The organism is Bradyrhizobium sp. Ghvi (assembly GCF_900115265.1).
In the GTDB taxonomy this organism is placed as follows: domain Bacteria; phylum Pseudomonadota; class Alphaproteobacteria; order Rhizobiales; family Xanthobacteraceae; genus Bradyrhizobium.
This window is the reverse complement of sequence record NZ_FOVU01000002.1, coordinates 223,845-241,161: the sequence shown is the minus strand read 5'-3', so window position 1 is coordinate 241,161 and position 17,317 is coordinate 223,845. Positions and strand designations below refer to the sequence as shown.

The 17,317-nt window shown below is 64.2% G+C and carries 17 protein-coding genes; 13 read left to right on the top strand and 4 right to left on the bottom strand.

Annotated features, from left to right (window positions below):
* Positions 1 to 78: 78 nt before the first annotated feature.
* Both BM374_RS07860 and BM374_RS07855 read right to left on the bottom strand, forming a co-directional pair.
* A complete protein-coding gene (locus BM374_RS07860; protein ID WP_092290718.1) occupies positions 79 to 1,455 on the bottom strand; it encodes a sensor histidine kinase in 1,377 nt (458 codons plus the stop codon).
* Complete coding sequence (locus BM374_RS07855) at positions 1,452 to 2,126, bottom strand: response regulator (protein ID WP_092291844.1); 675 nt, start codon at positions 2,124 to 2,126, stop codon at positions 1,452 to 1,454. The genes BM374_RS07860 and BM374_RS07855 overlap by 4 nt, the downstream gene beginning before the upstream one ends.
* Before the next feature lie 198 nt (positions 2,127 to 2,324).
* On the opposite strand from BM374_RS07855, the gene BM374_RS07850 reads away from it, so the two are divergent.
* The 3 genes from BM374_RS07850 (at position 2,325) to BM374_RS07840 (ending at position 4,829) form a co-directional block, all read left to right on the top strand.
* Complete coding sequence (locus BM374_RS07850; RefSeq protein ID WP_092290716.1) at positions 2,325 to 2,651, top strand: NIPSNAP family protein; 327 nt, start codon at positions 2,325 to 2,327, stop codon at positions 2,649 to 2,651.
* A gap of 115 nt (positions 2,652 to 2,766) precedes the next feature.
* Positions 2,767 to 3,618 carry a 3-deoxy-8-phosphooctulonate synthase gene (gene kdsA / locus BM374_RS07845; protein WP_092290714.1) on the top strand — a complete coding sequence of 284 codons (852 nt, stop codon included), beginning with the start codon at positions 2,767 to 2,769 and terminating at the stop codon, positions 3,616 to 3,618.
* Entirely contained in the window at positions 3,618 to 4,829 is a 1,212-nt protein-coding gene (locus BM374_RS07840) for an MFS transporter (RefSeq protein ID WP_092290712.1), read from the top strand. Before kdsA ends, BM374_RS07840 begins: the two co-directional genes overlap by 1 nt.
* A gap of 16 nt (positions 4,830 to 4,845) precedes the next feature.
* Here BM374_RS07840 and BM374_RS07835 read toward each other — a convergent pair whose 3' ends face one another.
* Entirely contained in the window at positions 4,846 to 5,871 is a 1,026-nt protein-coding gene (locus BM374_RS07835) for a LysR substrate-binding domain-containing protein (protein ID WP_244552543.1), read from the bottom strand.
* On the opposite strand from BM374_RS07835, the gene BM374_RS07830 reads away from it, so the two are divergent.
* A complete protein-coding gene (locus tag BM374_RS07830; protein WP_092290710.1) occupies positions 5,870 to 7,270 on the top strand; it encodes an MFS transporter in 1,401 nt (466 codons plus the stop codon). The two genes, BM374_RS07835 and BM374_RS07830, sit on opposite strands and share 2 nt — an antisense overlap.
* A 20-nt stretch (positions 7,271 to 7,290) precedes the next feature.
* On the opposite strand, the gene queF is transcribed toward BM374_RS07830, so the two are convergent.
* Complete coding sequence (gene queF / locus BM374_RS07825; RefSeq protein WP_092290708.1) at positions 7,291 to 7,779, bottom strand: preQ(1) synthase; 489 nt, start codon at positions 7,777 to 7,779, stop codon at positions 7,291 to 7,293.
* A 128-nt stretch (positions 7,780 to 7,907) separates the two neighbouring features.
* Here queF and eno point away from each other — a divergent pair, with 128 nt between their 5' ends.
* From eno to pdhA, 9 genes are all read left to right on the top strand, one after another.
* Positions 7,908 to 9,191: a phosphopyruvate hydratase gene (eno, locus tag BM374_RS07820; RefSeq protein ID WP_092290706.1), complete on the top strand. Its 1,284-nt coding sequence runs from the start codon at positions 7,908 to 7,910 to the stop codon at positions 9,189 to 9,191.
* A gap of 32 nt (positions 9,192 to 9,223) precedes the next feature.
* The gene (locus tag BM374_RS07815) at positions 9,224 to 10,363 is read left to right on the top strand and encodes a zinc-binding dehydrogenase (RefSeq protein WP_092290704.1); all 1,140 of its coding nucleotides are present in this window, start codon (positions 9,224 to 9,226) and stop codon (positions 10,361 to 10,363) included.
* 111 nt (positions 10,364 to 10,474) lie between these two features.
* A complete protein-coding gene (locus tag BM374_RS07810; RefSeq protein ID WP_092290702.1) occupies positions 10,475 to 11,470 on the top strand; it encodes an MBL fold metallo-hydrolase in 996 nt (331 codons plus the stop codon).
* 183 nt (positions 11,471 to 11,653) lie between these two features.
* Positions 11,654 to 12,205: an NADPH-dependent FMN reductase gene (locus BM374_RS07805; RefSeq protein ID WP_092290700.1), complete on the top strand. Its 552-nt coding sequence runs from the start codon at positions 11,654 to 11,656 to the stop codon at positions 12,203 to 12,205.
* Positions 12,206 to 12,376: 171 nt separating this feature from the next.
* Positions 12,377 to 12,694: an FtsB family cell division protein gene (locus tag BM374_RS07800; RefSeq protein WP_027529774.1), complete on the top strand. Its 318-nt coding sequence runs from the start codon at positions 12,377 to 12,379 to the stop codon at positions 12,692 to 12,694.
* Between the two features lie 191 nt (positions 12,695 to 12,885).
* On the top strand, positions 12,886 to 13,845 hold the full coding sequence (locus tag BM374_RS07795) for a helix-turn-helix domain-containing protein (RefSeq protein WP_177248167.1): 960 nt from the start codon (positions 12,886 to 12,888) through the stop codon (positions 13,843 to 13,845).
* Between the two features lie 349 nt (positions 13,846 to 14,194).
* Positions 14,195 to 15,712 carry an aldehyde dehydrogenase gene (gene adh, locus BM374_RS07790; RefSeq protein WP_092290696.1) on the top strand — a complete coding sequence of 506 codons (1,518 nt, stop codon included), beginning with the start codon at positions 14,195 to 14,197 and terminating at the stop codon, positions 15,710 to 15,712.
* Between the two features lie 67 nt (positions 15,713 to 15,779).
* Complete coding sequence (locus BM374_RS07785; RefSeq protein WP_092291840.1) at positions 15,780 to 16,118, top strand: DUF779 domain-containing protein; 339 nt, start codon at positions 15,780 to 15,782, stop codon at positions 16,116 to 16,118.
* Between the two features lie 156 nt (positions 16,119 to 16,274).
* Positions 16,275 to 17,297 carry a pyruvate dehydrogenase (acetyl-transferring) E1 component subunit alpha gene (pdhA, locus tag BM374_RS07780; protein WP_092290694.1) on the top strand — a complete coding sequence of 341 codons (1,023 nt, stop codon included), beginning with the start codon at positions 16,275 to 16,277 and terminating at the stop codon, positions 17,295 to 17,297.
* Positions 17,298 to 17,317 lie beyond the last annotated feature (20 nt).

Here is a 17,317-nt window from a genome sequence, read left to right as displayed (position 1 = left end):
GGCAGAGGTGAGGCGGAGGCACTGTTGCCGGAGTGCATTGCGACAGCATTGCGCAACGAGCAGTGAAGGCGGATTGAATCAATTCTGCCGATTTGCCGGCAGCGTCATTCTGAAGCAGGTGCCGCCGTCGGCGCTGTCGGTGACCGCGACCTGGCCGCCATGCAGGAGCACGATCTCGCGCACCATGTTGAGACCGAGGCCGGCCCCGCGATCCAGTGGCGAGAGTCGATAGAACGGCTCGAAGATCTGCTCGCGTTGATCGGCGGGAATGCCGGCACCTTCGTCGGTGACCTCGATGCAGGCGGGCTTGCTCACGCGAATGCCGATCGTGCCGCGGCGAGGGCCGTGCTGGATCGCGTTCTGCACGAGATTGGTCAACGCGCGTTCCAGCGCCGCTGCATCGCCGACCGTCTCGACCGGCGTTGCCGGCGCATCGAGCGCCAGCTCGTAGCCGGCGGCAATCGCCAGCGGCGCGAGATCGGCGGCCGCGCGCTGAGCGACCGCGACGAGATCGACGCGCGCAAAGGGAGAGCCGCAGCGGTCGAGCCGCTGGATGTCGAGCAATTGCTCGGCGAGCGTTGCGAGCCGTGCGGCATCCTCCAGCAGCCGGGTCTTGTCCGGTCCTTGCGCAAGTGATTCCAGCCGCGTGTTCAGGATCGCGATCGGCGTGCGCAATTCGTGCGCGGCATCCGCGACGAAACGCTTGTGCCTGATATAGCCCTGGTCGAGCCGCGCCAGCGCGTCGTTGACGGCGGTGACCAGCGGCACGACTTCCAGCGGAACTTGCTCTACGGACAACCGAGCTCCGCGCTGATGCATGTCGATGCGGCGCGCCTGGTCCGCGGTCGCATCCACCCCCCGGAAGGCACGCCGCACGATCATCGGTGTCGCGATGAGAGTCGCTGTTCCCATCACCAGCAGGCCGGGCAGGGCGATGCCGAGAAGGGCCAACGAGGTCATGAGCAGCGCCTTGCCGCCGGTGAGCCGTCCCTGCGTCGCCGTGATGATCTGCACGTTGCCGGCATCGGTATCGACGCGCTTCATCCGCGCCGCCGGCTTGCGCGGGTCGTCCGCGAACATTTGCCAGCCGAGCCGCGCCTGGCTGATCTGGTCGAGACCGCCGCCGATCGCGGCGAATTCGGCCGGCACGGCGCCCTCTTTGAGCGACTGTCCTTGCCGGTCGCGGACCAGGAACCACAGGTCCGGTGTTTCGGTCCGCAATTGCTTGAGGTCGGGCGTCGAGCGCAGGGTCAGGCCGCCTCCCGCATCGCGCGCGAGCGCGTGCTGCAGGACATCGATCACGCGATCCTCGTCGCGCTCCGCCAGCGCGAAGCCCGAAGCGGAAAGTGCACCGACGACCACGACAACCAGCGCCACCAACAGCGCAGCCTGCAGCGCGAGCAGACGCCAGCTCAATCGCGAGCGCAGGTAATAGGGATCGTCGTGCTTGCTCATGTCAGCTTCTTCAGGAGATAGCCGACGCCGCGAATACCGTGGATCTCCACGCCGGCATCGGCATCAGCGAGCTTGCGGCGCAGCCGCGAGACGTGCGTGTCCAGTGCGTTGGACTGAATCTCGTCATCGAAATTGTAGACGGCCTCTTCCAGCGCCGAACGGAGCACCGTGCGGCCCATGCGCCGGATCAGGGCTTCGAGCACCAGCAGTTCGCGCCGCGGCAGCTCGAACGGCTGGCCATCGATGCTGGCCTCGCGATGACTGAGGTCGAAGGCAATGCGGCCGGCGCGGATGATCTCTGTGGACAGGCCCGCGGGCCGGCGCAGCACCGCACGTAGCCGTGCCAGCAGCTCCTCGACCGCGAACGGCTTGGCCAGATAGTCGTCGGCGCCGCTGTCGAGTCCGGCGATGCGGTCGGCGAGTTCGCCACGCGCGGTCAGGACGATGATCGGCACGCCGTCGGCGCGGGCCCGCAGCCTCGGGATCAGCGTGAGGCCGTCGCCGTCGGGAAGCTGACGGTCGAGCAGCACGGCGGCATGCACGGCGGCGGAGATTGCTTCTTCCGCGTCCGCAAGGGTGGGCGCGTGATCCACCACCATGTCGTAGCGCTTGAGCGCCGAGGCCAGCGCACCGGCCATCTCCGCCTCATCCTCGACAAGCAAAATCCGCATGATCCAGCACTTGAGCCGCAACTGAGCCTTTCTAGCGGCCCGATCATTGCGGCAGCATTGCGGGAACTTGGATGCGGCGCGTTGCCCGGGAGCTTTCCAGCCATGCGCGAAACGCCACCGGGGGCGGCCGGTAGGGCTCAAGACAGCATCATGGCGGGATCGTTATAACGGCCGAACCTGTTCAGGGAGGAAGCAAGAATGATCTACGAAATGCGCCAGTATCGTTGCGTCCCGGGCCGCCTGCCGGCGCTGCTGAAGCGCTTCGAGACCGCCACGCTGAAGATCTGGGAGAAGCACGGCATCAAGCAGGCCGGATTCTTCACCACGCTGATCGGTGAATCGAACCAGGAGCTGACCTATTTTCTGGCCTGGGAGTCGCTTGCCGATCGCGAGGCGAAGTGGGGCAAGTTCGTGACCGACCCGGACTGGGCGAAAGCACGCGCCGAGAGTGAGGCCGACGGCCAGATCGTGGCCAACATCGTCAGCCAGATCCTGGCGCCGACCGCCTTCTCGGCGGTCAAGTAGCAGTTCTGCAGGACAGGCTGCAGCGCAACCCTGATATTCTAGCGGTCCGGGCCGAATGGGGTTGATCCCACCCATTCGGCCGCTATGGTTCGCGCCGAAACAGGGATTTTGCGCCTTGAGCACCACTCAATCTGCAGCACCGGTCGTCACCGTCGGCACGGTCAAATTCGGCAATGATCTGCCGATCTCGATCATCGCCGGGCCGTGCCAGCTCGAGAGCCGTCAGCATGCGCTGGAGGTGGCCTCCGCGCTGAAGGAGATTGCCGCGCGGCTGAAGATCGGCCTCGTCTACAAGACCTCGTTCGACAAGGCCAACCGCACCAGCGCGTCGGCAGCGCGCGGTCTCGGGCTCGCGCAGTCGCTGCCCATTTTTGCCGAGATCCGGTCCTCGCTGGGCCTGCCTGTTCTGACCGACGTGCACGATGCCGCACAATGCGCCGAGGTGGCGCAAGCCGTCGACGTCTTGCAAATCCCGGCCTTCCTATGCCGGCAGACCGATCTGCTGCTGGCCGCGGCCGCAACCGGCAAGGTCGTCAACGTCAAGAAGGGCCAGTTTCTCGCTCCCTGGGACATGACCAATGTCGTCGCCAAGATCACCAGCGCGAGCAATCCGAACGTGCTCGTCACCGAGCGTGGCGTCTCGTTCGGCTACAACACGCTGGTTTCCGACATGCGCGCCCTGCCGATCATGGCGCGCACGACAGGCGCACCCGTGATCTTCGATGCCACCCATTCGGTGCAGCAGCCGGGCGGGAAGGGAGCTTCCTCCGGCGGCGAGCGCGAGTTCGTTCCGGTGCTCGCGCGCGCCGCCGTGGCTGTCGGTGTTGCCGGGCTCTTCATCGAAACTCATCCGGATCCGGATCGTGCGCCCTCCGACGGGCCCAACATGGTGCCGTTGCATCAGTTCGAAGGGCTGATCGCTAAGCTGATGGCGTTCGACGCGGTGACCAAAAGCATCACGCGCTGATGCACCAGCCTCTGACCAGGCCGCCCCAAGAGCAAAAGTTTCCGCCCGCGATCAACATCATCGCGCTCGCCGGATTCTCGGCGGCCTTGTCGACGCGGGCGCTCGATCCCGTGCTGCCGCATGTCGCCGAGGATTTTTCGATCAGCATCGCCACGGCTGCGAGCATCGCGGCCGGCTTTGCCCTGATCTATGCGCTGGTGCAGCCGGCGATCGGCGCGGCCGCCGATCTGTTCGGCAAGGCGCGGTTGATGACGCTATGCCTGGCGCTGCTCGGCGTCGCCTGCATTCTCGGCGCGCTCGCGAGCACGTTCTCGGCGCTGTTCGCGACCCGCATCCTGGCGGGTATTGCCTCCGGCGGCGTATTTCCCGTCGCGCTCGGCCTCACCGCCGACCTCGTCGCACCCGCCAAGCGGCAGGTCGCGATCGGGCGCACGATGGCGGGATCGATGACGGGCAACCTGCTCGGCGCGTCCGCGAGCGGGATCATCGGCGATTTCATCGGCTGGCGCGGCGTGCTCGTGATCCTTGGCGCGCTCGGCCTGATTGCGGCCGTCGCGGTCGCCGCAGGCTTTCGCGGCGCCGCGCTGACTCCGGCGCCGAAGTCCGACCTGAAGACCTTGCGGCAGGGCTACCGCACCATCTTCGGCAATCCCAACACGCGCTATTGCTACTCGGCCGTGTTCGTCGAGGGCTGCTGCGTGTTCGGCCTGTTTCCGTTCATCGCGGCGTTCCTGTTCGATCTCGGCGAAAAATCATTGTCGATCGCAGGCATCGTGATCGCGGGTTTTGCAGTCGGCGGCTTGCTCTATACCTTCACCGTGTCGCGCATGCTGCCGCGGCTCGGCGTCAAAGGCATGATGATCGCCGGCGGCAGCATCGTGGCGCTACAGCTCGCGCTGCTGGCCTTCGGTCCGGGCTGGAAGCTGCAATTCCTCAGCTTGCTGGCGATGGGCTGGGGCTTCTACATGATCCATGGCTGCTTGCAGGTGTTCGCCAGCGAGCTGTCGATCGGGGCGCGGGCGACGGCGATGTCACTGCACTCGTTCTTTTTCTTCATGGGGCAAACGGTGGGACCGCTGGCCTATGGCCTTGGCCTCCAGCACGGCGGCAAGGTGCCGACGATGCTTGCGAGCGCGACGATCATGGCGGTGCTGGGCCTCGTTTGCGCCTGGTCGCTCAGGCCGCGCGCACCGTCCGACGCGCAGGTCTGATTGCGCCGGTCTGACGCTACCCGCTGGCTGCCTTTGCGGTTTGCAGCACCCATTTGACAAACGAGGTCACGCGGTGATCTCTGGCCATCGGTGCGGGCCAGCGCACAATCTGGGTCTTGCTCGAGAGCAAATCCCACGAGGGTGGAAGCACCCGAACAAGCCTTCCATCTTTCAGCGCGTCTTGAACGAGCAACGAACGTGCAAGCACGACGCCGTTTCCGGCGAGCGCGGCGGCTATTGCCGTGGCGATCGTTGCGAAGCGGACTTCCGCAGAGGGCGGGCGGCCGAAACCCAGTCGTTCAAACCATGTTGTCCATGACCACTCGGCACCACTGTCCTCGCCGGCTCGGCCCTTGTGCAAGAGCGGCAAAGATCTCAGCAGAGTTGGGTCGTACTTTGACCGGCGATGTGGCAGCAGCCGCGGATGGCAGACCGGAAAAACATGCTCGCGGCAAAGCAGGCGCTGGGTGGACGTTGCCCTGAAACCCGAGACTTGATGCCATCGCACGACAACGTCGAGGCCGGTCGATGGCGCATGTGCGTCACCCTCCAGAATGGTCACTTCCACCGGAATGCCGGGATTGGCTTTTGCAAAGTCGGGCAGACGGCGCACCACCCAATAGTCGGCAAGTGCTGCGCCGACGCCGACCTTGAGAATCGATGACGGCGCGGCGGCGCGACATAGCGCACGAAGCTCGCCCATCCTGTCGAGCACGCCCGCGAGCCCGTTCGACAGGGCCGTACCGGCGGCCGTGGCGCTTACGCCGCTCGGCTGTCGGATGAGCAAGGGCGCACCTACGAAGTCTTCGAGCTTGCGTAGACGGTGGCTGACGGCGCTCTGAGTGAGTCCGAGTTCGATCGCAGCGCGAGTTACGCTCGCGTGTCGCAGGGTGGTCTCGAAGGCGATCAAGCCGTCGAAGGGAGGAAATGAGCGCATCGCATCAGCATGAATGATTTTCATGATGATGTGAACCCTTTGCATTGGCAAGGAGAGCGCTTCGCGGGCCATATCGGGACAGCTCTTCTTGATCGGAAATTCCATGATACATACAGAGCGCGACGTACAGTCGCGCAGTCTTCGCTACGGACTACTACCTGCATCGGTCCTCGGCATGGCGGCGTTCCTGACGCAATTCGACGTCACCGCCGTCGTCGTCGCGATGCCGGCCCTCGCGGCCGAGCTTGGTTTCGGTGTTGCGGGCAGTGCCTGGGTGATGGATGCCTACAGCTTGGCGTTTACGGGGGCTTTGCTCGCTGCCGGCACGCTGGCCGACAGGTACGGGCGGCGTCGCGCTTTGCTTGCGGGCAATCTCGTGTTCCTGGTCGGCTCGATCGCCTGCGGTGTCGCGACAACAGCCCCGCTGCTGTGGGCTGCTCGCGCCGTGCAAGGCGTCGGCGCGGCGTTTGTCATAACGGGGGGCATTGCGCTGCTTGCGAGCATGTACGTCAAGCCCGAGGAGCGCGCTCGCGCATTTGGGCTCATGGGCGTGCTCTCGGGTATTGCCATGGCGCTCGGCCCGACGGTGGGAGGACTCCTGTCGGATTGGATCGGATGGCGATACATCTTCTTCGTCAACATCCCGCTCTGCCTGCTTGTTCTTTTGGTCGTTCCGCTGCTGGTCGCGGAATCGCAAAGTCGCGAGCGTCGGACGCTGGATTGGAGCGGTATCGCTATCCTCACACTTGCCCTTGGCAGCGCAATCGAAAGCCTTTTGACCGGACCATCGGCCCACATGCGCATCGCGATCGGTTTTGGTGCAAGTGCGTGTCTGCTGGCCATCTTCAGATTGCAGCAGTCGCGGCGGCCTGTGCCGATCTTTGATCCGGCCGTGTTTGGTCGGCCGGTCATGGTCTGCGTTTCGTCGCTGTTGCTTGCGGTCTCCCTTGGGTACTGGGCTGTGCTCGTCTACCTGCCGATGTTCCTCAAGGCCGCATTCGGCTGGACAGGTTCGTTGGTCGGGATTGCACTCCTTCCTGCAACGTTGCCGATGCTCTTCGTGCCGCCCTATGGCGCCCGGCTGGTGGCGCGTTGGGGCTGGCGCCGGCTGTTTGCGACGGCGATGCTAGCGACGGTGGTAGGCAATCTCATTCTGGCCTCAGCGGGGGGCGGTTTGTTTGGAGACGCCCGGGCCGCACTTGCGGCGGTAGTATTTGGGATGGTTCTAGTCGGGCTTGGCGCGGCGTTGGCGCATCCCCAATTGTCGGGCGCCGTCGTCGCATTGTTGCCTCCGGCCCAGGCCGGACTTGCCTCAGCTGTTACAGTCGTCATGCGCCAGGCCGGATTCGCTCTCGGCATAGCAGCACTCGGCACAACGCTCTCGGACGAAGGGACCGCGGCAAGCTATGCCCGGCCATGGCTTGTTGCGGCGCTCGCCGCCGCCGGCGGTCTGATTGCTGCTTGGAGGCTGCCGCCAAAAGCCGGAGAGAAAGGCAGCCTGTAGGATGTCGAGCCGGGTAGGAACTACCCCCGGCCGCGATACGGCGCGACGCCTTGCTCGGGCACCCAGAGGCCCTTCGGCACGCTTCCCGTCTGCCAGAACACGTCGATCGGGATGCCGCCGCGTGGATACCAATAGCCGCCTATGCGCAACCATTTCGGCTTGATCTCGCTCGCGATGCGCTTGCCGATCATCACGGTGCAGTCCTCGTGAAAGGCGCCGTGGTTGCGGAAGCTCGCGATGTAGAGTTTCAGCGATTTCGACTCCAGCAGCCACTCTCCGGGCGCGTAGTCGATCATCAGATGGGCGAAATCGGGTTGTCCGGTGACCGGGCAGAGCGAGGTGAATTCCGGTACGGTGAACCGGACCAGATAATCGGTTCCGGCTTGCGGATTCGGCACGCGGTCGAGCTTGGCCTTCTCGGGCGCATCAGGCCATTCCACGGCACGGCCAAGCTGCAAGGAAGCCGAGTTGGCAGGTGAGTTGTTCGATTTGCTTGACTTTTTCGACATGAGGCAGCCTCCGAGCGGCCCTCTTAGCCAATCATGCTGCGGCCGTCACCCGGCCTTTTCCGCTTCGACGCATTGCGGTAGAAGCACCGGCAACTGCCCCACCTTATGCTTTCCGAAAAGAGGCCCCCATGACCGCCATCATCGACATCATCGGACGCGAAATCCTCGATAGCCGCGGCAATCCCACCGTCGAGGTTGACGTCGTGCTGGAAGATGGTGCGCTTGGCCGCGCCGCTGTGCCGTCTGGCGCCTCCACCGGTGCCCATGAGGCGGTCGAGCTGCGCGACGGCGACAAGGCCCGTTATCTCGGCAAGGGCGTCACCAAGGCGGTCGGCGCCGTCAACGGCGAGATTTTCGAGGCGCTGAGCGGTCTCGATGTCGAGCAGCAGGCCCAGATCGACCAGGTCATGATCGATCTCGACGGCACGGCGAACAAGAGCCGGCTCGGCGCCAACGCGATTCTCGGTGTCTCGCTGGCCTGCGCCAAGGCGGCCGCGAACTCCCTCGACATGCCGCTCTATCGTTATGTCGGCGGCACCTCGGCGCGGCTCCTACCGGTGCCGATGATGAACATCATCAATGGTGGCGTGCATGCCGACAACCCGATCGATTTCCAGGAGTTCATGATCCTTCCCGTCGGCGCGTCCTCGTTCGCAGAGGGCCTGCGCTATGGCGCAGAAGTGTTCCACACGCTGAAGTCGGAGCTGAAGAAGGCCGGCCACAACACCAATGTCGGCGACGAGGGCGGCTTCGCGCCGAACCTGCCGTCGGCGGACGCCGCCCTCGAGTTCGTCATGAATGCGATCGGCAAGGCCGGCTTCAAGGCAGGGACCGACATCGTGCTCGGCCTCGACTGCGCCTCGACCGAGTTCTTCAAGGACGGCAAGTACGTCTATGAAGGCGAGGGTAAGACCCGTTCGATCTCCGAGCAGGCCAAATATCTCGCCGACCTCGTCTCGCGCTATCCGATCGTCACCATCGAGGACGGCATGTCGGAGGACGACATGGATGGCTGGAAGGAGCTCACCGATCTGATCGGCAAGAAGTGCCAGCTTGTCGGCGACGATCTGTTCGTCACCAACGTCAAGCGCCTCGCCGAAGGCATCAAGGCCGGCCGCGCCAACTCTATCCTGATCAAGGTCAACCAGATCGGCACGCTGACCGAGACGCTGGCCGCGGTCGAGATGGCCCACAAGGCCGGCTACACCTCCGTCATGTCCCATCGCTCGGGTGAGACCGAGGATTCCACCATCGCCGACCTCGCGGTCGCAACGAACTGCGGTCAGATCAAGACCGGCTCCCTTGCGCGGTCCGATCGCACCGCCAAATACAACCAGCTCCTGCGCATCGAGCAGCAGCTCGGCAAGCAGGCGCTCTACGGCGGCAAGGCGGCAGTGAAGGCGCTGGCATAAGCCAGCGCCTTAGAACACAGGGGAGGATCGACATGAGCGACGGCATGACCGGACTGCAACTGCGTTCGCTGATCAAGTCGAGCGGAGAGCTCGAGATCTCGCTTGTCGACGTGCCGACCCCCGAGCCCGCGGACGACGAGGTCGTCGTCCGCATCGAGGCGGCGCCGATCAACCCGTCAGACCTCGGCCTGCTGGTCGGCGCAGCCGACTTGAGCACGGCGAAGGCGTTCGGGACCAGGGATGCCCCCGTCATCACCGCGAAGGTGCCCGACGGTGCGATGCGCGCGATGGGCGCGCGGCTCGACCAGTCCCTGCCAGTCGGCAACGAGGGCGCGGGCGTCGTCATCAGGACCGGCTCGTCCGACGCTGCGAAGGCGCTGATGGGCAAAACGGTCGCGATGATCGGCGGCGCGATGTATGCGCAGTACCGCACCCTGAAGGCGAGGGACTGCCAACCGTTGCCCGAGGGCACGACGGCGGCGGAAGGCGCGTCGTGGTTCGTCAATCCGCTCACAGCGCTCGGCATGACCGAGACGATGCGGCGCGAAGGTCACAAGGCGCTGGTGCACACCGCCGCCGCCTCCAATCTCGGCCAGATGCTGAACAAGATCTGCATCAAGGACGGCATCGCGCTGGTCAACATCGTGCGCAGCAAGGAGCAGGCTGACATCCTGCACAAGATCGGCGCCAAATATGTCGTCGATTCCAGCGTGCCTGGTTTCCTCGACGATCTCACCAATGCGCTGGTCGAGACCGGCGCCACCATCGCTTTCGATGCGATCGGCGGTGGCAAGCTTGCCGGCGACATCCTCAACTGCATGGAAATCGCGATCAACAAGACCGCGAAGGAATACAGCCGCTATGGCTCCAGCGTGCACAAACAGGTCTACGTCTACGGCGCGCTCGATGTTCGTCCGATAGAACTGCCGCGCGGCTTCGGCATGGCCTGGGGCGTCGGCGGCTGGCTGCTCACCCCGTTCCTGCAGAAGATCGGACCTGCCGATATCGGACGGCTGCGCCAGCGCGTCGTGAGCGAATTGAAGACCACCTTTGCCAGCCACTACACCAAGGTGGTGTCGCTTCAGGAAGCGCTCGATCCCGCCAATATCGCGGTGTACGCCAAACGTGCCACCGGCGAAAAATTCCTCATCAACCCAAATAAATCTTCGTGATCTGCGACCGCAGGCACCCAAAAGAGGTCTTGCCTTCTGAGCGAGGCGGCAGATTATTCCGCCGCAGTTGAAAGCGGAAAAACCGCAACGCGCTCAGAAGGGGACATCTCCATGACCGATCTCAATCGTCGTCACCTGCTTGCAGGCGCCGCCGCCATCGGCGCGGCCGCCGTCACCGGATTGCGACCAAGCGCGACCAATGCCGCGGTGTCGCAGGCCGGCGCTCAGGCACCGGGTTTCTATCGCTACAAGGTGGGCAGCTTCGAGTGTACCTCGATCAATGACGGTGCGCGCAGCTTCCCGATGCCGGACAAGTTCGTCGTCAACATTCCGAAGGAGGAGGCGCTCGCGGCGGCCGACGCCGCCTACATGCCCAAGGGCATGGTCACGGTGCCGTTCAATCCGCAGCTGATCAACACCGGCTCCAAGCTCGTGCTGATCGACACAGGCAACGGCGTCGCCAACCTGGAGCCCAGCAAGGGCGCGGTCGGCCGCACCTTGCAAAACCTGCAGGCCGCCGGCGTCGATCCGAAGAACATCGATGTCGTGCTGCTGTCGCATCTGCATCCGGACCACACCAACGGCATCCGTTTGGCCGACGGTTCGATGGCCTTCCCCAATGCCGAGATCATGGTCCCGGCCAAGGATTGGGAGTTCTGGGCCAGCGAGGAGAACGCGGGCAAGGCCTCCGGCGACCTGATGAAGAACTACTTCGCCAACGTGAAGAAGACCTTCGCGGGCATCGAGTCCAAGGTGACGAAGTACGAATGGGGCAAGGAGGTCGTATCAGGCATCACCTCGATCGCGACACCGGGCCATACGCCCGGTCACACCTCATTCGCGGTGGCCTCGGGCGACAAGAAGGTCCTGATCCAGTCCGACGTCACCAACATTCCGGAGTTCTTCCTGCGCAACCCGGATTGGCACGTTATGTTCGACACCGATGCGGCGATGGCGCAGCAGACCCGCCACAAATTCTACGACATGGCGGCAGCGGAAAAGGCGACCGTGGTGGGCTTCCATTTCACCTTCCCCTCGGTCGGCCATGTCGAGAAGGACGGTGCCAAATATCGTCTGATCCCGTCGGCCTGGAATCCGACGATCTAATCCAAGTTATGCATTTTTTGCGAAAGATCGGGCCGCCGCTTGGCGGCCCGATTGTTTGGATGACCATCTGGTTTCGAGAAACTCAGCGTTTCCAAATCGCTCCAGTTCATGCACTTGCATCCAATGCCCCGGATGGCTTAAGTGCCACCGGGCACTTCTTCCTCAAGGTTTCAAGGACATCCCATGGCCTACAATATCGTCGTGATCGCCGGCAGCCTGCGCAAGGACAGCTTCTCGCTGAAGATCGCCAACGCGCTTGCCAAGCTCGCACCGACATCGCTCAAGCTCGAGGTCATCACCCCGGCGGGCATCTCCTTCTTCAACCAGGACCTCGAGGGCGCCCCGCCCGCCGACTGGCTGGCCTTCCGCGAGAAGCTGCAGAAGTGCGACGGCATTATCTTCGTCACGCCCGAGTATAATCGCGCCATTCCCGGCGTGCTGAAAAACGCCATCGACGTCGCCTCGCGGCCCTATGGCAAAAGCTCGCTCAACGGCAAGCCGGTTGGCATCATCTCCAACTCGCCGGGGCCGCTCGGTGGCGTCAGCGCCGCCAAGACGCTCCAGAACATCCTGCCGGGCATCTCCGGCCCGATCATGCAGCAGCCCGAGACCTATCTGAATGCGGTCGGCGACGCCTTCGATGCCGAGGGCAAGCTGACCAAGGACTCGCTGAAGAGCGTGCTCCAGGCCTATCTCGACGCTTTCGCCGCGCACGTCGCCAAGCACCACGGCTGAGCCGCTCACTCCGTCATTCCGGGGCGATGCGAAGCGTCGAGCCCGGAATCCATGTCCCGACGGAGGTTGTGGCCTGATGGATTCCGGGTTCGCGCTACGCGCGCCCCGGAATGACACCGAGCTGGATGGGCGATTAGCACTCCCTTAACCAAGCTGGCCCATCTTGCCAAAATGGTCTCGCGCGCCCGCCTCAAATCGATCCTGACCGGCCTTGCCCTCTATGCGATGGCGGCCGCCATCGTCGGCTATTTCGGCGTCAACGCCTATACCGGCAAATACGGCCTCAACGCCCGCCAGGAGCTCGACCAGGAGATCATCGCGCTGACCAGCGAGCTCGCCCAGCTCAAGCGTGAGCGCGCCCGCAGCGAGCAGCGCGTCTCGCTGCTGCGCACCGAAAAGATCGACCCTGACATGCTCGACGAGCGGGCCCGATTCCAGCTCGACTACGTCAACCCGCACGATCTCGTTCGGATGATCCCGCAGAACTAGCGCGTCCGCGCCGTTCGAATCCCGATCAGGCCGCCACCTATTCCGAAGGTCGTAGATCCGCGACCGGACCGCGCCTTGACGGCGGTGCGGCGAGGGGGGCATTGCTGTCCGGGCGCGATGCCGCCGGGGGTTGACGAAGATCAATCCGGTTGTGCAGGCGCCGACTAGACTGCTTCCGGGAGGAAACGGTGATGGATGGGTTAATGCCCCGGCATCACGCGGCTCGTGTCGAAGCCGCTATTGCATCAGGCCAGGCGGCTCGGTCCGCGCTCGTGGCTTCGTGGCGCCGTTCCTCCCGATTGCATCATCTCGATCCCGCCGGCCGCAGCGAGCCGCTGCGGCTGAACGACACCGAACTGCGACAGGCGCGCGAGCGCGTCGCGCCACTGCTGGCCGCCGCGCAAGGCGCCATGGACCGGCTCTACCAGGCGGTCGGCGCGAGCGGTTGTTGCGTGCTGCTTGCCGACGGCGAGGGGGTTCCGGTCGATCGCCGTGGCACATCGGCCGACGATTCGACGTTTCAGTCCTGGGGCCTGTGGACCGGCGCGCTATGGAGCGAGGAGCACGAGGGCACCAACGGCATCGGCACCTGCGTCGTCGAGCAGCGTCCACTGACGATCGATCGCGACCAGCATTTCTTCACCCGCAACACCCTGCTGAGCTGCACGGCCGTTCCGATCTACGACCATGAGGCGGCCTTTGCCGGTGTGCTCGACGTCTCCTCCTGCCGTGCCGACCGCACCGACGCGTTCTCCAGCCTGATCGCGCTGGCGGCCGGTGAAGCCGCCAGGCGCATCGAGGCCGACCTGTTTCGCCGCGCCTTCGCCCACGCCCGCATCGTGCTCACGCCAGGACCGGACGGCCAGTCCATCGGTCTCGTCGCGGTCGACGCGGACGATCTCGTGATCGGAGCCACCCGATCCGCGAGGGCAAGTCTCGGGATTGCGCCGGGCCGTCCAATGCAGCCGATGCCCGCAGCCGACTTGCTTGGCGGCGCACCCGGGCATGACCATCTCGATGGCGGTCAGCGCGCGGTATTGCAGCGTGCGCTGCTGCGCGCCGGCGGCAACGTGTCCGCCGCCGCCAAGGCTCTCGGCGTCAGCCGCGCCACGCTGCACCGGAAGCTGAAGCGGTTCGACCTGAAGCACTAGGCGCTGCCGCTTCCCCCGCCGTCATTGCGCTGCGGGTACAAACTCACGTCGAGTGCCCCGGACGCAACGCAGCACGTCGCCCTTCGCGACGTCGTGCGTTGCAGAGCCGGGGCCCATGCCGCGCATCCTCCCGCGTAGCTTTTGGGTCCCGGCTCTGCGCAGCAACGCCAAACGCGTTGCAGCGCGTCCGGGACATGAGAGGACTCAGCCCACGACTGTCGCAGTTCTGCGACAGGTCCGCTCAGCCATCGCCTCCACCGGGGCTGACAGAAATCGCCTCCCGCGAGATCGTTGCCGCAAGTCGCGACCACGCGACGAATTTGCGCAAACAGCAACATCGGGAGTGAACATGAACAAGGTTGAATTCCTCAATCTCACGAAGAATCCGTTCGCCGCAAGCTATGACAATTTCATCGGTGGCAAATGGGTAGCCCCGCGCGCGGGCAAGTACTTCGACAACGCCTCGCCCGTGACCGGGCAGGTCGTCTGCAAGATCGCCCGCTCCGACGCGCAGGACGTCGAAGCTGCGCTCGACGCTGCGCATGCGGCCAAGGACGCCTGGGGTCGCACCAGCGTCGTCGAACGCGCAATCATCCTCAACAGGATCGCCGATCGCATGGAAGAGAATCTCGAGCGGCTCGCCATCGCCGAGACCTGGGACAATGGTAAGCCGATCCGCGAAACCCGCGCCGCCGACTTGCCGCTGGCGATCGACCACTTCCGCTACTTCGCAGGCGCCATTCGCGGGCAGGAAGGCAATCTCTCCGAGATCGATCAGGACACCGTCGCCTATCATTTCCATGAGCCGCTCGGGGTCGTGGGCCAGATCATCCCCTGGAACTTCCCGCTGCTGATGGCCTGCTGGAAGCTCGCCCCCGCGATCGCCGCCGGCAATTGTGTGGTGCTCAAGCCCGCCGAGCAGACGCCGGCTTCGATTCTGGTCTGGGCCGAGCTGGTCGGCGATCTCTTGCCGCCGGGCGTGGTCAACATCGTCAACGGCTTTGGCCTCGAGGCCGGCAAGCCGCTCGCCTCCAGCCCCCGCATCTCCAAGATCGCCTTCACCGGCGAGACCACGACGGGCCGGCTGATCATGCAATATGCCAGCCAGAATCTGATCCCGGTCACCCTCGAACTCGGCGGCAAGTCGCCGAACATCTTCTTCAAGGACGTGGTGGCCGAGGACGACGATTTCCTGGACAAGGCGATCGAAGGCTTCGTCATGTTCGCGCTCAACCAGGGCGAGGTCTGCACCTGTCCGAGCCGGGCGCTGGTGCACGAGTCCATCTACGATCGCTTCATGGAGCGCGCGCTCAAGCGCGTGGCTGCCATCGTTCAGGGTGATCCGCGCGATGCTGCGACCATGATCGGCGCACAGGCCTCCAGCGAGCAGTTGGAGAAAATTCTTTCCTATATCGACATCGGCAGGCAAGAAGGTGCCAAGGTCCTGGCCGGCGGTGCGCGCGCGAACCTCTCCGGCGATCTCGCCGGCGGCTTCTACATCCAGCCGACGGTGTTCCACGGCAACAACAAGATGAGGATATTCCAGGAGGAGATCTTCGGACCCGTCGTGTCGGTCACGACCTTCAAGACCGACGAGGAGGCGCTGTCGATCGCCAATGACACGCTCTACGGTCTCGGTGCCGGCATCTGGAGCCGTGACGCCAACCGCTGCTACCGCTTCGGCCGGGCCATCCAGGCCGGCCGCGTGTGGACCAACTGCTACCACGCCTATCCCGCGCACGCGGCGTTCGGCGGCTACAAGCAGTCAGGCATCGGTCGCGAGACCCACAAGATGATGCTCGATCACTATCAGCAGACCAAGAACCTCCTGGTCAGCTACAGCCCGAAGAAGCTCGGCTTCTTCTGATCGGGCAGTCCGCGCAGGGCAGCGCAATCCTCCCTTTGCGCTGCCCTGTGTCGGTGAGATGGCAGTCATGAACCACAAGGTCAGCGCCACCGAGGCTGCGCTCGAGCTCCTGGCCGAGATCTGCAGAGATCACGGCCCGGTGCTGTTTCATCAGTCTGGAGGCTGTTGCGACGGCTCATCGCCTATGTGCTACCCGGCCGGTGAGTTCGTCGTCGGCGAGACCGACGTGCTGCTCGGCCATGTCGGCGGCATGCCGGTCTATATCAGCGGACCGCAGTACGAGGTCTGGAAGCACACCGATCTCATCATTGACGTCGTTCCCGGGCGCGGCGGGATGTTCTCATTGGACAACGGAACGGAGAGGAGGTTCTTGACTAGGTCACGAATTTGTTCGCGCGACGGCTGAGGTTAGGTTTGTTGCCCGATCGGCGCCAAAGATTTTGCAATATTTCGATCACGCTGCAGTGCGGCATAATGAAAGTCGTGCCATGTCGCTGCGGTGCTTTCACACACGATTGAGTTGGGTTAGAGAGGGCTTAGTTTTCTCTGACCCGGAATTCTCATGGCCGCACCCAAGAAAGCCGCCGCAACCAGCCCACACGACAAAACCGACGGCGGTTCGCCCCCGGAATTCACGCGCGAGCAGGAGCTGAAGGCGCTCCGCGACATGCTCCTCATCCGGCGATTCGAGGAAAAAGCCGGCCAGCTCTACGGCATGGGTGCGATCGGCGGCTTCTGCCATCTCTATATCGGGCAGGAGGCCGTGGTCGTCGGCATGCAGATGGCCCTGAAAGAGGGCGATCAGGTCATCACCGGTTATCGCGATCACGGCCACATGCTTGCCACCGGCATGGACGCCAATGGCGTCATGGCCGAGCTCACGGGACGCCGCGGCGGCTATTCCAAGGGCAAGGGCGGCTCCATGCACATGTTCAGCAAGGAGAAGCACTTCTACGGCGGTCACGGCATCGTCGGCGCGCAGGTCTCGCTCGGCACGGGCCTCGCTTTCGCCAACAATTATCGCAGCAATGGCAATGTCAGCGTCACCTATTTCGGTGATGGCGCGGCCAACCAGGGCCAGGTCTATGAGAGCTTCAATATGGCGGAGCTCTGGAAGCTGCCGGTGATCTACGTCATCGAGAACAACCGCTACGCCATGGGCACGTCGGTCTCGCGTGCTTCGGCGCAGCAGGATTTCTCCAAGCGCGGCGTTTCCTTCAACATCCCCGGCAAGCAGGTCGACGGCATGGACGTCCGCGCCGTCAAGGCTGCAGGCGAGGAGGCGGCGGCCTGGTGCCGCGCCGGCAAGGGTCCCTACATCCTGGAGATGCAGACCTATCGCTATCGCGGTCACTCGATGTCCGACCCGGCAAAATACCGCACGCGCGAGGAGGTCGAGAAGGTCCGCCATGACCAGGATCCGATCGAGCAGGTGCGCAATCGCCTGCTCGCGGCCAAGGTCAGCGAGGCCGACCTCAAGGCGATCGATGCCGAGGTGCGTGATATCGTCAACGCCTCCGCCGATTTTGCCCAGCACGATCCCGAGCCGGATGCTGCCGAGCTCTGGACCGACGTTTACCGCTAAACGCGCGCAAGCTTTCTTTT

What these genes read in the sequence shown, in the direction of transcription:
- BM374_RS07860 (WP_092290718.1), bottom strand. Translation starts at nt 1,455, where the DNA reads ATGAGCAAGCACGACGATCCCTATTACCTGCGCTCGCGATTGAGCTGG.
- BM374_RS07855 (WP_092291844.1), bottom strand. Translation starts at nt 2,126, where the DNA reads ATGCGGATTTTGCTTGTCGAGGATGAGGCGGAGATGGCCGGTGCGCTG.
- BM374_RS07850 (WP_092290716.1), top strand. Translation starts at nt 2,325, where the DNA reads ATGATCTACGAAATGCGCCAGTATCGTTGCGTCCCGGGCCGCCTGCCG.
- BM374_RS07840 (WP_092290712.1), top strand. Translation starts at nt 3,618, where the DNA reads ATGCACCAGCCTCTGACCAGGCCGCCCCAAGAGCAAAAGTTTCCGCCC.
- BM374_RS07830 (WP_092290710.1), top strand. Translation starts at nt 5,870, where the DNA reads ATGATACATACAGAGCGCGACGTACAGTCGCGCAGTCTTCGCTACGGA.
- BM374_RS07835 (WP_244552543.1), bottom strand. Translation starts at nt 5,871, where the DNA reads ATGGAATTTCCGATCAAGAAGAGCTGTCCCGATATGGCCCGCGAAGCG.
- queF (WP_092290708.1), bottom strand. Translation starts at nt 7,779, where the DNA reads ATGTCGAAAAAGTCAAGCAAATCGAACAACTCACCTGCCAACTCGGCT.
- eno (WP_092290706.1), top strand. Translation starts at nt 7,908, where the DNA reads ATGACCGCCATCATCGACATCATCGGACGCGAAATCCTCGATAGCCGC.
- BM374_RS07815 (WP_092290704.1), top strand. Translation starts at nt 9,224, where the DNA reads ATGAGCGACGGCATGACCGGACTGCAACTGCGTTCGCTGATCAAGTCG.
- BM374_RS07810 (WP_092290702.1), top strand. Translation starts at nt 10,475, where the DNA reads ATGACCGATCTCAATCGTCGTCACCTGCTTGCAGGCGCCGCCGCCATC.
- BM374_RS07805 (WP_092290700.1), top strand. Translation starts at nt 11,654, where the DNA reads ATGGCCTACAATATCGTCGTGATCGCCGGCAGCCTGCGCAAGGACAGC.
- BM374_RS07800 (WP_027529774.1), top strand. Translation starts at nt 12,377, where the DNA reads ATGGTCTCGCGCGCCCGCCTCAAATCGATCCTGACCGGCCTTGCCCTC.
- BM374_RS07795 (WP_177248167.1), top strand. Translation starts at nt 12,886, where the DNA reads ATGGATGGGTTAATGCCCCGGCATCACGCGGCTCGTGTCGAAGCCGCT.
- adh (WP_092290696.1), top strand. Translation starts at nt 14,195, where the DNA reads ATGAACAAGGTTGAATTCCTCAATCTCACGAAGAATCCGTTCGCCGCA.
- BM374_RS07785 (WP_092291840.1), top strand. Translation starts at nt 15,780, where the DNA reads ATGAACCACAAGGTCAGCGCCACCGAGGCTGCGCTCGAGCTCCTGGCC.
- pdhA (WP_092290694.1), top strand. Translation starts at nt 16,275, where the DNA reads ATGGCCGCACCCAAGAAAGCCGCCGCAACCAGCCCACACGACAAAACC.